The sequence below is a fragment of the Marinobacter sp. L-80 genome (assembly GCF_056859395.1).
Window position 1 is genome coordinate 126,782 of the sequence record NZ_JBSXOI010000075.1, and the last position, 15,009, is coordinate 141,790.

Annotated in this window: 11 protein-coding genes; 2 read left to right on the forward strand and 9 right to left on the reverse strand. The window is 59.2% G+C overall.

Annotated features, from left to right (window positions below; all coding sequences use genetic code 11):
* Positions 1-67 precede the first annotated feature (67 nt).
* On the reverse strand, positions 68-1,438 hold the full coding sequence (locus tag AC13E3_RS17655) for an HDOD domain-containing protein (protein ID WP_092030270.1): 1,371 nt from the start codon (positions 1,436-1,438) through the stop codon (positions 68-70).
* Positions 1,439-1,516: 78 nt separating this feature from the next.
* Positions 1,517-4,162 (reverse strand): phosphoenolpyruvate carboxylase, encoded by a 2,646-nt coding sequence (gene ppc, locus AC13E3_RS17660; protein WP_092030272.1) that lies wholly within the window; start codon positions 4,160-4,162, stop codon positions 1,517-1,519.
* A 104-nt stretch (positions 4,163-4,266) separates the two neighbouring features.
* On the opposite strand from ppc, the gene AC13E3_RS17665 reads away from it, so the two are divergent.
* On the forward strand, positions 4,267-4,500 hold the full coding sequence (locus AC13E3_RS17665; RefSeq protein WP_008176161.1) for a hypothetical protein: 234 nt from the start codon (positions 4,267-4,269) through the stop codon (positions 4,498-4,500).
* Between the two features lie 32 nt (positions 4,501-4,532).
* On the opposite strand, the gene AC13E3_RS17670 is transcribed toward AC13E3_RS17665, so the two are convergent.
* The 5 genes from AC13E3_RS17670 to cysM all read right to left on the reverse strand — a co-directional run bounded on the left by AC13E3_RS17670 (position 4,533) and on the right by cysM (position 10,432).
* Positions 4,533-4,877 carry a hypothetical protein gene (locus AC13E3_RS17670; protein ID WP_008176163.1) on the reverse strand — a complete coding sequence of 115 codons (345 nt, stop codon included), beginning with the start codon at positions 4,875-4,877 and terminating at the stop codon, positions 4,533-4,535.
* Between the two features lie 136 nt (positions 4,878-5,013).
* Entirely contained in the window at positions 5,014-5,871 is an 858-nt protein-coding gene (gene mazG, locus AC13E3_RS17675) for a nucleoside triphosphate pyrophosphohydrolase (protein ID WP_008176166.1), read from the reverse strand.
* The gene (gene relA, locus AC13E3_RS17680) at positions 5,868-8,105 is read right to left on the reverse strand and encodes a GTP diphosphokinase (protein WP_008176168.1); all 2,238 of its coding nucleotides are present in this window, start codon (positions 8,103-8,105) and stop codon (positions 5,868-5,870) included. Before relA ends, mazG begins: the two co-directional genes overlap by 4 nt.
* A gap of 57 nt (positions 8,106-8,162) precedes the next feature.
* On the reverse strand, positions 8,163-9,512 hold the full coding sequence (rlmD, locus tag AC13E3_RS17685) for a 23S rRNA (uracil(1939)-C(5))-methyltransferase RlmD (protein ID WP_008176170.1): 1,350 nt from the start codon (positions 9,510-9,512) through the stop codon (positions 8,163-8,165).
* Between the two features lie 26 nt (positions 9,513-9,538).
* A complete protein-coding gene (cysM, locus tag AC13E3_RS17690; protein ID WP_008176171.1) occupies positions 9,539-10,432 on the reverse strand; it encodes a cysteine synthase CysM in 894 nt (297 codons plus the stop codon).
* Between the two features lie 225 nt (positions 10,433-10,657).
* On the opposite strand from cysM, the gene AC13E3_RS17695 reads away from it, so the two are divergent.
* Complete coding sequence (locus AC13E3_RS17695; RefSeq protein ID WP_482902307.1) at positions 10,658-13,531, forward strand: ATP-binding protein; 2,874 nt, start codon at positions 10,658-10,660, stop codon at positions 13,529-13,531.
* 12 nt (positions 13,532-13,543) lie between these two features.
* Here AC13E3_RS17695 and pdxJ read toward each other — a convergent pair whose 3' ends face one another.
* Together pdxJ and recO are read right to left on the reverse strand one after the other, a co-directional pair.
* Positions 13,544-14,284 (reverse strand): pyridoxine 5'-phosphate synthase, encoded by a 741-nt coding sequence (pdxJ, locus tag AC13E3_RS17700; protein ID WP_088557922.1) that lies wholly within the window; start codon positions 14,282-14,284, stop codon positions 13,544-13,546.
* Positions 14,274-15,002, reverse strand: coding sequence for a DNA repair protein RecO (gene recO / locus AC13E3_RS17705; RefSeq protein ID WP_273069292.1), 729 nt, complete (start codon positions 15,000-15,002; stop codon positions 14,274-14,276). Before recO ends, pdxJ begins: the two co-directional genes overlap by 11 nt.
* Positions 15,003-15,009 lie beyond the last annotated feature (7 nt).

A 15,009-nucleotide genomic window follows, 5' to 3' on the forward strand; every position in this document is an offset into this window, starting at 1 on the left:
TCAGAGAAAGTCGACCTCCGTATCATGCACCGGAAGTCCGTATTTCCCAGCGAATAACGACAGGGTGTCAGGATGACAGGGAGCTGGCCAGTGCGTCCAGATCCGGAGCCACACGATCCAGTTCAGCATTCAGTTCTTCCACAACATTGGGCGCCAGTCCCAGGCCTTCCAGCAAAGCGGGCACGTCGTCGGGATTGAATTCATCGCCAATACCGCGGTCCTTCAACAGGGCGTTGGCCAGCTGTACCATCAAGACATAGTTCTCGTGCTCGCCATGGTAACCCGATTGTTGATGCACGCCGGCCGCCTTGACCACAGGATCAGGCAGTTGCCATAAACGGTGGAGGATACCGCCGATAGCGCCATGGCCCACCGACAGGATTTCCTGGCCATTGCCCTGCCCGAACACCTGCTGCTCAAGCGAGTGCATGCTGGCTTCAGGATTCGCTTCGCGAAGCTCATTGAGCTCATCAAATTCGGCCGGGAACAGATGCCCGACCAGCAACAGGCCGAAGTTGTGCAACAGGCCGCAGAGATAGCCCAGCCCCTTTTCGGCGCCACATCGCGGCGCAATGATCTGGCAAAGGAACGCGCAGTACAGGGAGTGGCGCCAGAAATTGTCCATACCGAGAATGCCGTGACGGGGTACTTCAAAGGCACGAACGGAGGCGATGCCCAGGGCGATGTGGGCCACACGATCGAAGCCCAGCACACGGGTGACCGCCTCCTGCACCGAATTGACCTGGCCGGGATAATTGAACAGTGCAGAACGGGCGTAACGCATGATCTGGGCCGTGAGACTGGGATCAAACTCGATCAGCTCTGCCAGCTCACGAGCCGTCGCATCGGTGTTGGCAGTCAGCCGCAAAATACGCAGCGCCAGGGCCGGCATGGGGGGCAGACGGTAAAGTTTCTGTAGCTTGTCGGCCACTTCCTCGAGCGTCAGCGCCTCGCGGTTGCCGTTACCCGGCCCCCGGATAACCAGGTGGCCCGCCCTGGCACCGGCCAGGGCCAGACGGAAGGATCGGCCATCCATCTCTAGCAGGGAATGATCAGTGCCACTGGAAAACACGACCTGATCCGCCAGCATCACATCCTCGTCCACGATAACGGGCAGCTCGTAAGCCTGTCCGATGGGCGGGGTGAAGCCGGGATCACAGTCACTGAACAGGCGCATGGTCTGCCGTGCGGTCAGCGGCTGAAGACGGCGACCGGTCAACTGGTGAACGGCATCCGGGTCCAGGGAACTGTCGAACTTGTGCACGGCCATCACGACACCGGTAATGTCGATCAGCAGAGTGGCCTGTACAAAGCTGTCCTGAGACATCCCCGAGGCAATCACTGCCGCATCCAGGCTGGTGACCTGATCTATCGGCAACTCCCGATAAGTGATGCCCTTGCGGGCGAGAAAACGTTCCAATCGTGCAGCCAGAGCCACAGCTTACTCCCTTTGTTCTTGGTCGGTGGCCAGACTACCCGGCCTTGTCCCGGCACTTTTTTCTATTCTGCTGCAAGGTCAGCCAGTATTCCGCATGCCCGCAGCGATACCTGCCATGGTGACTTTCAGTGCTCTTTCCACCAGTTCCGGCACCTCGCCCTTGCCTTCACTTTCCCGGTCCCGCCGTAGCAATTCGGCCTGAAGGTAGTGCAGCGGATCCGTGTATGGGTTACGCACCCTCATCGAATGCGCAAAGACGGGCTCTCCCTCCAGCAGATCCGTTTGCTCCTTGAGTTCCAGAAGTCGCTCGATACAACCCTGGAGGCGCACGCGAAGACTCTCCCCAAGGGCTTTCAACCGATCATCGTCCAGCAGCGTCTGCTCATAATAGCTGGCGATGCGCAGGTCTGCCTTGGCCAGCACCATTTCCAGCATATCCACATAGGTGCGGAAGAACGGCCAGCCCTGCATCATCTCACGCAATACTGGGAGCCGGTGGTCCCGGGCCGCCTCTTCAAGCGCCACGTCACTGCCCAGCCAACTGGGCAGCATCAGCCGCATCTGGGTCCAGGCAAATATCCACGGTATGGCCCGAAGGCTTTCCACGCCGCCGGTGGCCTTCCTCCGGGCCGGGCGACTTCCGAGTGCCAGTTTCCCCAGGGCCTGTTCCGGCGTGACCTGGCGGAAATAGGGCACGAAGTCGGGATTTTCCCGGACCACATCGCGGTAGGCTTTCAAGGACCGCTCGGTAAGCCAGTCCATGGTTTCACGCCAGCTGTCTTCGGGCTGTGGTGGCGGGGCCAGGGTAGCTTCGATAACCGCCGTGGTGTAGAGCGTCAGGCTCTGAACCGCCAGCCTCGGCAAACCGAACTTGAAGCGGATCATTTCGCCCTGCTCGGTAATCCGGAAACTGCCGTTTACCGAGCCCGGCGGCTGGGACAGTATCGCCCGGTTGGCAGGTCCGCCGCCACGGCCAACGGTACCGCCACGGCCGTGGAACAGGGTCAGATGCACGCCATACTGGCGGGCAACGTGGGTAAGTTTCTCCTGGGCCTGGTACTGGGCCCAGGCCGCCATCAGCTGGCCGGCATCCTTGGAGGAATCCGAATAGCCGATCATCACTTCCTGCCTGCCCTGGCAATACTCCCGATACCACTCAACCTCGTACAGCGCAGACATGCTGTCTGGAGCACCACGCAGGTCATCCAGGGTCTCAAACAGGGGCACGACCCGCATCGGAAACTTCATTCCGGATTCCCTGAGCAGCAAAATCACGCTCAATACATCAGAGGGCTTGCTGGCCATGGAGATAACATAGGACCCGAGGGCTTCCGGCGTTTGCTGCGCCACCACTTCACAGGTTGCCAGCACCTCGCCGACCGATTCGGAGGGCTCCCAAGTTTGGGGGACCAGTGGGCGCCGGCCCTGAAGTTCCTTCACCAGGAATGCCTGGCGCTCCTGTTCTGACCAGGACAGATAATCCCCCAGGCCAAGATAATCGACCATTTCGGCAACCGCCTCCGCGTGGCGGCTGGCCTCCTGGCGGATGTCCAGACGAATCAAAGGCAGGCCAAAAGTATGCGCCCGGCGGATGGTATCCAGCAGCGGACCATTGGCGATGTCCTCGAGTCCGCACTCAACCAGGGATCGGTAACAGAGCTCCAGGGGACCGGTGAAATCCTCGTTCTCAAAGAGAATACCGTTGGCATCCGCGGTCTCGCCGTTGACGCTCGCCTCTGCCCAGTCCCGGGTTCTGATCAGCCGCTCACGGAGTTCGGCGAGCACATGGCGGTAGGGTTCCCGGGAATCACCAACAACGGCCTTGAGCTCGTCGCTGGCCTGCCACATGGACAGTTCGGCCCGCAGCGCCTGAATATCACGAAGATAGAGATCCGCTGCCATCCAGCGGCCAAGCAGGAAGACCCGGCGGGTCACCTTGTGGGTGACATTCGGATTGCCATCACGATCACCGCCCATCCAGGATGCAATGCGGATGGGGGATGCCTGCAGGGGAAGGCCCTTTCCGGTCGCGTCTTCCAGCGACGTATCCAGGCTCCTCAGAAACTGTGGCAGGGCCTGCCACAGACTGTTTTCAATAACCGCAAAGCCCCATTTGGCCTCATCCACTGCGGTTGGTCGCTCCTGACGAATCTCGTCGGTGTGCCAGGCTTCGGTAACCAGTTGAGACAGGCGATTGACGATTTCCTCCCGTTCAGCAGGCATGAGGTCGTCATGGTCCAGACGCGCCAGGCAGTCCGACATCTCGTCGTATTTCATAATAAGGGTGCGACGCGCCACCTCGGTGGGGTGGGCCGTCAGCACAAACTCGATTCGTAGATCCGCCACCCTCTGATGCAGTTCCTCCGGCGTGACATCACCTTGCTTGAGCCGCTCAAACACCTCCCCGAGCGATTCGACCATCAGATCAGACTGGTGCCCGCGTTTCCGACGAATACCATGGTACTGCTCGGCAAGGTTGGCCAGGTTCAGGAACTGGTTGAAGGCACGGGTCACCGGAAGCAGCTCATCATCGCTCAACTTGCGCAGCAGATTGACAAGTCGCTGGCCGGACCCGCTTTCCTGGCGACGGTCGGACTTGGCAGCCGCCCGGATTTCCTCAATCAGCTCGTAGCATTCCTGTCCGGGATATCGCCGTATGCTCTGGCCCAGAAGTTCACCCAGCATTCGTACGTTTTCTCGGAGTTCGGGATGTAGCTCAGTCACATTGACGTCCTTTTGAATTGACGGAGGCGAAGTAAACTTACGATACTAAGGAACAGTCGAGAAAGTCTATTGGCGATTCAAGCCTGTAGCTGCAAGGAGTTATCATGAAGGTCACTGATTTGCCCAAACACTGGGAACAGCAAAAAGAGCCCGTGGAGCGCACCCACGATTATAACCTGCGCCTGCCGCTGGAAGATGCCGCACGCGTGGCCGCACTGGCGGAACTTTACCCGGACCGCAGTGAAAGCGATATTCTGAACGACATGATTGGTGCAGCTCTGGACGATCTGGTACGCCAGAGCCCACTGAAGGACAAGCTGGAAGGGAAAGACAAGTAAATAGCGGCGGGCAGCTTTCGCTGCCCGTGTCGTCAGGCGACTGATTCCAGTTGACGGGCCTTGAGGCGCTGGATGTGCTTCTGGCTCAGGCTGACAAACTTGGGAGTCAGGCCCTGATCTTCGTAGATCTCGAAGCCATCCTCGTCGTACGCCACCACTTTGGTGCCCTGAACATACGGAAAGCTGGTCTCCATTTCGTCCAGTGCTGCAGAAATCAGATCCCGCATCAGATCCTGAGGTGACTTCATCGGATAGAGCGCTGCGAGTTTCTCGAGACGCTTGTGATGCTGGTCAGACAACGCCATGAAGTAGGCGTCTCGGGTAAGCCGACCACGTGCATGCTTGTCCCAGTAGTTGACCAGATCTTTGATTTTCATGGTGCCTTCACTCCTGCATCTTATTGATGGCGCACGGCGCACGAAAACTGTGCATCCGTTTCCGGAAGTGTAGACGAAGCCGTCGGTCCGGGGGCGAGAAAATTGGTAACGGATTGTACTTACCGATCCGCCATTTTCAGTGCTCGTTCTCTCCCCGCTCCACGCCTTTCACCGCCTGCCACACGGCATCCAGCGCCTCCAGAGATTCTTCGTCCATATCGCGGCCCTCCCGTTCCAGCACACGTTCAATCGCCCGGAACCGGGCGTCGAATTTATGGTTGGTTCGATTGAGTGCCTGCTCAGGGTTAACCTTCATGAACCGTGCCAGGTTCACACAGACGAACAGGAGATCGCCGAGCTCATCTTCAACGGCATCGGGATCACCGGCGCCCGTCTGTGCGGCTTCCCACGCCTCCTTGAGCTCGTCGATTTCCTCGTGAAGTTTGTCGAAAACCGGGCCAACATTTGGCCAGTCGAAACCGTGCCTGGCTGCCCGTTTCTGGAGCTTCTCGGCCCGAGCCATTGCAGGCAGGGTCCGGGCAATGCCGTCAAGCCGACTTACTGGGGCGCTGGCTTCCGGTGCCGGCTTCATTGCCCGCTCCTCGGCCTTGATGCGCTCCCAGCTTTCCTTGATCCAGGCCTCATCCGGCCGATTATCCGGATCAATGCTGCTTTCCAGGGTCCCTTCCGGAAAAACGTGTGGATGCCGCCTTACCAGTTTGCGCACCAGATGATCGACCACACCGTCAAAATCGAAATGGCCATCTTCCCGACCAAGCTGGGTGTAGAAAATGACCTGGAACAGCAGGTCCCCCAGCTCGTCTTTCAGATGCGGGTAATCCTCTCGCTCAATGGCATCGGCGACTTCGTAGGCCTCCTCCAGCGTGTGCGGCACGATGGTCCTGTAGGATTGCCTGGTATCCCATGGACAGCCCGTCTCCGGATCCCGAAGCCTGGCCATCAGGGTTTTCAGATCCTCGATGGTATAGCTCATCCGCGTTTACGCCTTACATCAATGATATTGGGCAGGTTGCGAATCTGCGCCAGCAACCGCGCCAACTGCTCCAGACTGGAAATTTCCACCGTCACGGTCATGGTAGCCGTGTTCTCGTCCTTGTTGCTCAGGGTATTCAGTGACAGCACATCACTCTTGGAGGCCGACAACACCTGGGTAATATCTCTCAGCAGCCCGGATCGGTCATAGGCTTCAATTTCAATGTCGACAGGATAAACAGCAGCCTGCCGGCCACCCCAGCTGACCTCAATAATCCGGTTGGGCTCGAACTCACGCAGATTCAGGAACGTCAGGCAGTCCTGGCGATGGACCGTAACCCCACGGCCAACCGTGATGTAGCCACCAATGGCGTCACCGGGCAGAGGTTTGCAGCATTTAGCCACCTGGGTCTTGAGCTTGCCGACACCCAGGATCTGGATATCCGATTCGGTATCGTAGGGCTTGCGGCGCTGAGCACTGAGTTTCAGATCCAGCTGTTCGGACTTGGGCTCCAGCATCTGCTGGGCCACATTGGCGACATGCGTGGGGCGAAGGTCACCGGCTCCGGTGGCTGCAAACATGTCCTCCGCACTTTGGTAATTAACCTTCCTGGCAAGCTCACCAAGATCTACATCGTACAGGGACAGACGCCTGAACTCGTCCTCGAGAATGGCACGACCGTCAACGATATTGCGACCACGATCCTGCTGTTTGAACCAGTGGGTTACCTTGGCGCGTGCCCTGGAAGTCTGAATGTAACCAAGGCTCGGGTTCAGCCAGTCGCGGCTTGGGGCCGGGTTGTTGGAGGTCAGGATAAACACCTGATCGCCGGTTTTCAGTGGATAGGTCAGCGGAACGATTCGGCTGTTCACCCGCGCACCGCGGCAGGCGTGACCGATCTCCGTGTGAACCCGGTAGGCGAAATCCACCGGCGTTGCCCCCTGGGGCAGATCCACCACGTGGCCCTCGGGTGTGAATACATACACCCGATCCGATGCGACATCGGATTTGAGGTGGTCGGCCAGCCCGGACAGGTCGCCCAGCTCCTCCTGCCACTCCAGAACCTGGCGCAGCCAGTTGATCTTGGCATCGTAGCCGGTCGACTTGTTGCCTTTGTCCATGCCCTTGTACAACCAGTGGGCACAAACGCCCAGTTCCGCCTCCTCATGCATCGTGTGGGTTCGGATCTGCACTTCCATGACCTTGCCCTCGGGCCCGATCACGGCGGTATGCAGGGACTGGTAACCGTTTTCCTTCGGGTTGGCAATGTAATCGTCGAACTCGTTGGGGATGTGGCGCCACAGCGTGTGGACAATACCCAGTGCGGCGTAACAGTCGCGAACCTCCGGAACCAGGATACGCACGGCGCGAACATCGTAAACCTGGGAAAAGTCGATGCCCTTGCGGCGCATTTTTCGCCAGATGCTGTAGATGTGCTTGGCACGTCCGGACAGCTCGCCCTCAATGCCATAGGCTTTCAGTTCGGTCTGCAGGGTTTCAATCACCCGCTTGATGTAACCGTCGCGATCCAGGCGCTTTTCGTCCAGCAGTTTGGCGATCTTTTTGTAGGCGGAACCATGCAGGTACCGGAAAGAAAGATCTTCCAGCTCCCACTTGATGTGACCAATGCCAAGCCGGTGTGCCAGGGGTGCGTAGATATCAAACACTTCCCGGGCGACGCGCATTCGCTTTTCTTCTGGAGCATCCTTTACCGCCCGAATGGCGCAGGTACGCTCCGCCAGCTTGATCAGGGCAACCCGGACATCGTCAATCATGGTGACGAGCATCTTGCGGACGTTGTCCAGTTGGCCTTCGCTCTGGCCCAGAACGTTACCCTTCAGCGGGTGGTGGATGGACGAAATGGCCGCCATCTGCTGCACGCCGTTGATCAGGCCCGCCACCTCATCGCCAAATTCCTTGCGGATTGTCTCCAGGGGAACGCGCTCTTCACGCACGGCGCGATAAAGGATCGCCGCCACCAGGCTGGCCTGATCCAGGTGCAGCTCCGCCAGAACCTGGGCCATCTCAATGCCAATCCGGAAGCTGCTGGAACCAGGTGCCCACTGGCGATCCTGCCGGAAAGCCTGAAGATCGATTTCCGCTGCCTTTTCGCAGGCCAACCGGAACTGGTCAGCGTCGTCCAGGTGCGTTTGCGAGGCTATCTGGTTTACCCAGCCCTCGATATCCACCTGGCCGTCGCCGGTCATTGCGTAATCTTCGCGAACTTTTACCATATCAGTCTTGTTATTCCTGATGGTTGCCGCAGCCATCCCTGACTGCCCACCGCATCTTCAGTCGGAATCCCGTTCGAACAACGCGATGGATTCCACGTGAGTGGTGTGGGGAAACATGTCCATCACACCTGCGCGCACCAGTCGATAGCCGTTGCGCGCCATTACGCCTGCGTCGCGCGCCAGGGTGGCCGGGTTGCAGGAGACATAGACTATCTTTTGTGCCCCGAAGGCCGTGAGGTACTTGCAGATCTCCTCGGCACCGGAACGGGGCGGATCAATCAGAATCTTGTCGAACCCTTCTTTGGCCCAGCTCTGGCCCGTGAAGTCACCGTGCAAGTCGGCACCGTGAAAAGCGACATTGTCGAGACCGTTTAGTTCCGCGTTTTCCCGGCCCCGTACGACCATGGTCTCGTCGCCTTCCACGCCAACAACCTGCCCGCCTCGCGTGGCCAGCGGCAGAGTGAAATTCCCCAGACCGCAGAACAGATCCAGGACTCGCTCGCCAGGCTGGACATCCAGCCATTCCACGGCCCTGTGTACCATTGCGCGATTAATGCCTGCATTGACCTGGGTAAAGTCCATGGGATGAAATTTCATGGTCAGGTCGAATTCTTCCAGCCTGTAGCTCAGTCGCTCATCATCCCGGCCAGAGGACTCGGGCCAGATCCGATGAACGGTATCGGGCCCTTTTGGCTGCAGGTAGATATGCAAATCGTGAGCCTGGCCGAAGGCAATGAGCTTCTCCCGGTCACCAGTGGACAGGTCATCCATATTGCGGAACACCATTACCGCCACATCATCGCCACAGGCAACTTCCACCTGGGCGATTCGGCTGTAGGCGTCCAGATCGTGCAGCATATTTCGAAGGGGCAGTATGCGGTCGCCAATGCGGGGATCCAGCACCACACAACGGTCGATGTCGGTCAGGAAACTGTTGCGTTTCTCCCGAAACCCCACCAGGACAGACTCCCGGGCCTTGACGTAACGAACCCCGAGGCGCGCCTTGCGGCGATAGCCGAGGCTCTCTTCCGAGCGCAGTGGCTCAATCCACTCCTCGGGTTCGATGCCCCCGAAATGGGCAAAATGCTCCCGCAGGGTATTCTCCTTGAACGCGATCTGCGCATCGCCACTCATATGCTGCAGGCTACAGCCGCCACACAGGTCGGCAAACTCGCAGGGTGGCGTCTGACGATCCGGCGCGGCTTCCAGAACCTCTTCGGTGCGCAGTTCGTCGAACTTGCTTCGACTGGACACCACTTTCGCCATCACGGTTTCGCCCGGAAGGGCGCCATCGACAAACTGGGTCTTGCCATCCTGACGGGCGATACCCCGGCCGTCATGGCTCAGGGTCTCAATCTCACAGCGCACGGGCTCTTTTGGAAGAACCTTCCTGCGTCGTCTGCTCATACTCGGGTCTCTTGGTGGAATCGTGTTCAGGCGCCGGGAAATACACCGGTGGATAGATAGCGGTCGCCGCGGTCACAGATAATGGCCACGATGATGGCGTTTTCAACCTGCTGCGAGAGCTTGAGCGCGGCCGCGATCGAACCGCCGGAGGAGACGCCACAGAAAATGCCTTCCTCGGAAGCCAGGGCCCGCATGGTGTTTTCGGCCTCTTCCTGGCCAACATCCAACACCTCGTCCACCCGTGCGGCATCGTAGATTTTCGGCAGGTAGGCTTCGGGCCATCGACGTATCCCGGGTATGGACGCACCTTCTTTGGGCTGAAGCCCGATAATGCGAATATCCGGGTTGCGCTCCTTGAGGTAACGGGACACGCCCATGATGGTGCCAGTAGTGCCCATGGAGCTGACAAAATGGGTGACACGCCCCCCGGTCTGCTCCCAGATCTCGGGACCGGTCGTGCGGTAGTGCGCCAGAGGGTTGTCCTGGTTGCTGAACTGATCCAGCACCCTGCCCTTGCCCTCCGCCTGCATCTTGAGGGCCAGGTCACGGGCAGTTTCCATCCCCTCTTCCCTGGTGACCGTGACAATCTCCGCACCATAGGCGCGCATGGATGCCCGACGCTCCTCACTCATGTTCGCGGGCATGATCAGCACCATCCGGTACCCCTTGATGGCAGCCGCCATGGCCAGGGCAATGCCGGTGTTGCCACTGGTCGCCTCGATCAGGGTATCGCCCGGCTTGATGTCGCCCCGACGCTCCGCTTCCTGGATCATGCTGATGGCCGGGCGATCCTTCACCGAGCCGGCGGGGTTATTCCCTTCCAGCTTGGCCAGAATCACGTTACTCGTCTCACCGGGGAGACGCTGCAGGCGAACCAGAGGGGTGTGCCCGACATAATCTTCAATGGTGGGAAAATGCATATGATAACCCTGTGGTACACTTTTGGCTTCGCATGATACGCGTTATCGCCCCGGTCTCCCAATACAGCTTCTCGCTATATCCATGACCGGCGGCTATATCCGACACGGGATTTTCCGGTACTGTCGGGACTGATACCACAGTTATCCCTTTCCGGATCAGCTATTCTTAACACGGACGGTTTCCGCTCTGCGACGCGGACAAAAGCAATAATTCAGGATCACGGTATGCGACGTTGGGGCATTCGCAAAAAAGTGTTGGTGGTAACGCTGGTTCCCACCCTGCTGACCACCCTGATGCTGGGGCTGTTCTTCACCTACAGCTGGGTTAACAATATAGAAAGCCTGCTGAAGGATCGGGGCGAATCACTCTCCCGACAGCTCGCCGCCGGTTCCGAATATGGCCTGTTTACCGCCAATCGCAGCCTGCTCAGCAGCCTCTCCAATGCTCTTCTGGAAGAGCAGGACGTCCGCTCCATCACCTTCTTTGGCAGTGACGGCTCCCGCCTGCTCCACACCGGGCCCGGAAGCTCGGAGACCGTGCAGTCCGACGAACTCACCGCCGAGCACGCCACCCGGATATCCCGAAAAAACAGCACCCGGTTTATCACCCCCGTGTTTCTGCAGGATCTGATGATCGAGAGCATGCTCGACCCGGATGCCCGCCAGTCCATGTCGAATCTGCGGGAGCCTCTGGGCTGGGTGGTTGTGGAAATGTCCCATATCCGCGCCGAAAAAGAGACGTACAAGGCCCTGCTTATTTCCCTGCTGCTCATTCTCGGGGGCGTCATTCTCAGCATGGCCATTGCCCTGCGACTGAGCCGTGCGTTCACCAACCCGGTATTCGAACTGAACGAGGCCGTTGCCAAACTCAAGGAAGGCAAGCTGGATACCCGGGTCTACACCGGCGCCGGGCCGGAGTTCGAACAGCTGGAATCCGGCCTCAATGCCATGGCCGAAGAGCTGAGCAAGGCCCAGGCGGAAATGCAGCAGAACATCGACCAGGCCACCGAAGATCTGCGGGAAACCCTGGAAACCATCGAAATCCAGAACATCGAGCTGGATTTCGCTCGAAAAGAAGCACTCGAGGCCAGTCGGATCAAATCCGAGTTCCTGGCCAACATGTCCCACGAGATCCGCACCCCGCTGAACGGCATCATCGGCTTCACCGAACTGCTTCTAAAGAGTCCCCTGCCACGCCAGCAACGGGACCACCTGAGCACCATCAGGAAATCGTCGGAGATCCTGCTCACGATCATCAACGACATCCTCGATTTCTCGAAGATTGAGGCCGGCAAGCTGATCCTCGACCGGGTACCGTTCCAGTTACGCGATATCGTCGAGGAAGTCATGGTCATGCTGGCGCCAGCGGCACACGCCAAGAATCTCGATCTGGTGCCACTGGTCTATAACGATGTGCCGGACAACATCATGGGCGATCCCCTGCGGGTCAAACAGGTGATCACCAATCTGGTCAACAACGCCATCAAGTTCACCCAGACCGGTGAGGTGGTCCTGCGGGCGAGCCTGGAAGAGGAAGAAGCTGACACCAACCGCGTTACCCTGCGCCTGAGCATTACCGATTCCGGCGTGGGCCTGTCCCGGGCCCAACAGCAATCCCTGTTCAACGCCTTCAGCCAGGCCGATGCCTCCACCGCCCGTCAATACGGTGGCACCGGCCTTGGGCTGGCCATCTCGAAGCGTCTGGTGGAAGAAATGGGGGGCAAGATCGGGCTCGAAAGCGAGCTGGGTAAAGGCTCCACCTTCTGGTTTACCCTCACCTCGGAGCTTGCCACCAGCGGTGAAGCCATTGCCCCAAGGGATGCCCTGCGTGGTGAACGGGTCATTTACCTGGAGCAACAGAAAACCACCGGGCTGGCCGTGGAACACCTGTTAAGGGACTGGGGCATGGTGGTCGACCGGGTAGCGTCACCGGGCGCCCTGCAGGAGCACATTGAAGAGGCCCAGAAAAGCCAGGCGGGCTATGCCGTAGCCATTGTCGGCATCACCCGACACCTGCTCAATTCCAGCCAGTACTGCGGGCTTGTCCGTACCCTGGAGATTGAACGGGATTGCCGGACACTGCTATTGACCCCCACCCTTGAAACCCACGACACACCGCTATCGGGACTTGCCAGCGGCCACCTCACCAAACCGGTGTGCCGAGATTCCCTGTACGATGAGCTTTTGCTGCTGGTGCACGGCATCAATTCCGGCGGGCGGGTCCCCGAGTACGAGATTTCCGCCAACCGTGCAACGACCGCCAATGTGCCGAGAGTGCTGGCCGTGGACGATAACGATGCCAACCTGAAGCTGGTAATGACCCTGCTGGAAGACTGCCAACTGGACGCCGAGGGCGCTTCCAGCGGCTTTGAAGCCCTGAGCAAGGCCAGACAGAAACCCTTCGACCTGGTCTTCATGGACCTTCAGATGCCCGGCATGGACGGGGTGGAAACCACTGCAAGGCTGAGGGAGATGGATACCGGCAATCACCGGACCCCGATCATTGCGTTGACTGCGCATGCCCTGTCGGACGAGCAGGAACGACTGACAAAGCAGGGCTTCGATGGCTACATGCCCAAACCCATCAGCAGTGGCCAGCTCAACGACATCATTCATGAGTACACCGGCTACGTGTGCCCGAAGAACGGCAGCGACGGCCGGCTTCCCGTTCCGGAAGTTCGCGACACCCGTCGGGCCCTGCGGCCATCAACGCGCAAAATGCAGCAGGACTGCGTCAGCGTGGACGAAAGCATTCAACTGGCCGCCGGCAAGGCGGACCTGGCCGAAGAGCTGTTCAGCATGCTGCTGGAGCAGGTCCACGTGGATCGCGGGCGGATCTCGGAACTCTGGGCCAGCCACAGCATGGATGGGCTACTGGAATGTGTTCACAAGCTCCATGGCGCTACCCGCTACTGCGGCGTACCGGAACTGAGAGCCGCAGCCAACCATCTGGAAACGGCCATCAAATGCTCTGCTCCGGATCTGGAGCACCAGAAAGACCAGCTGCTCTCGGCCATGGAGCGCCTGCAGATCTGGAGCGACCAGACCGATTGGCAGCAGCTGTTCCGGGAACGCCATGAGGCCGCCGAAACGACCTGAGGCTGCCCCGTCTCAGACCCGGCTTCGGGCCTGATCGATGATGGCTTTCATATCCCGGACCGCCTCTTTGAGACCGGTAAAGACCGCGCGGGCTATGATGGCATGACCGATATTCAGTTCATTGATGCCATGGATTGCCGCCACTCGCTCTGTGTTGTGGTAATGCAGGCCATGGCCCGCATTCACAATCAAACCCTTTTTGCGGGCGTAGGCGACGGCGTCGGCAATGGTTTTGAAGGCGGCATTCTCGGCTTCAGGTGTTTCGGCCTCGGCATACTCTCCGGTGTGCAGCTCCACTACCGGCGCGCCACAGCGGACCGCGGCATCAATCTGGACCGGATCCGGATCAATAAACAGTGACACCTCGGCACCAATCCGGGCCAGGCGCTCACAGGCCTTGGCAACCCGGGATTCCTGACCCTCGACATCCAGTCCGCCCTCGGTGGTCAATTCCTCACGCTTCTCTGGCACCAGGCAAACACATTCCGGCCGCACCTGTTCGGCAAACGCCAGCATCGCATCGGTTACCGCCATTTCTAGATTCATCTTGGTCTGGAGCACCTCTTTGAGCAGCAGCACATCCCGATCCTGAATATGACGCCGGTCTTCCCTGGGATGGATTGTGATGCCGTCTGCGCCGGCCTCCTCGGCCATCAGCGCTGCCTGGACCGGATCAGGGTACCGGGTACCTCTCGCCTGACGGAGGGTGGCAACGTGATCAATATTGACGCCAAGCAGTACTCTAGGATTCATGGGATTCTCCCCGAAGGTGAGTGAAAAGGCTGCGACTGTTCAGGGGACGCCCCTGGAGAAGGTAATCGATCAGGACTCGCATGACCCGTTTCGCCAGTCGCCGACAGCGCTCAGATTGCAAATCTTCCCCGGCCAGATCGAGCAAAACATCGCCCGGAAGATTTCGCAGGCGCACACCGGGCGACAGCCCGGACACTATGCCCTGCTCCGGATCATAACAATACTCCCCGCCGGGCTCGACGGATTGCCCGGTATCCGTGGCACGATCCCAGGCAAAGTCATAGCCGAGGGCGGAGGCAAAGGCGAGTTCAAAACGCCGAAGCACCGGCTCCACATCTCTGGTGTCGGACAACTGTCCGATGGCATCGATGTAGGCTGCAAAGAGCGTGGGATGGGGATCTGCAGCGGGCAGAATCCGCTGCAACAGTTCATTCAGGTAAAGGCCACTGTAGAGCGACACTGTCCGGGTAATTGTGGGGCCGGCCCGAACATCGACCTGGGTCAGGGTTTTCAGGTCGCCCCGGCCAGCCCAATCCACTATCAGAGGCTGAAAAGGTTGTAGCTGGGCTTTCAGGGGACTTTTGGCGCTGTTGGCTCCCCGGGCGATGACGGTCATCCGGCCATGGTTCAGGGAAAACAGATCCACCATGAGACTGGTTTCCCGCCAGGGACGTCGGTGAAGGACATAGGCGGGCTCCTGCAGCTCAGGCCCCTTCATGGCTGCC

Excerpts from the sequence above, each read along its gene's own strand:
- AC13E3_RS17665 (WP_008176161.1), top strand. The coding sequence starts at position 4,267 with ATGAAGGTCACTGATTTGCCCAAACACTGGGAACAGCAAAAAGAGCCC.
- AC13E3_RS17670 (WP_008176163.1), bottom strand. The coding sequence starts at position 4,877 with ATGAAAATCAAAGATCTGGTCAACTACTGGGACAAGCATGCACGTGGT.
- mazG (WP_008176166.1), bottom strand. The coding sequence starts at position 5,871 with ATGAGCTATACCATCGAGGATCTGAAAACCCTGATGGCCAGGCTTCGG.
- relA (WP_008176168.1), bottom strand. The coding sequence starts at position 8,105 with ATGGTAAAAGTTCGCGAAGATTACGCAATGACCGGCGACGGCCAGGTG.
- rlmD (WP_008176170.1), bottom strand. The coding sequence starts at position 9,512 with ATGAGCAGACGACGCAGGAAGGTTCTTCCAAAAGAGCCCGTGCGCTGT.
- cysM (WP_008176171.1), bottom strand. The coding sequence starts at position 10,432 with ATGCATTTTCCCACCATTGAAGATTATGTCGGGCACACCCCTCTGGTT.
- AC13E3_RS17695 (WP_482902307.1), top strand. The coding sequence starts at position 10,658 with ATGCGACGTTGGGGCATTCGCAAAAAAGTGTTGGTGGTAACGCTGGTT.
- pdxJ (WP_088557922.1), bottom strand. The coding sequence starts at position 14,284 with ATGAATCCTAGAGTACTGCTTGGCGTCAATATTGATCACGTTGCCACC.
- recO (WP_273069292.1), bottom strand. The coding sequence starts at position 15,002 with ATGAAGGGGCCTGAGCTGCAGGAGCCCGCCTATGTCCTTCACCGACGT.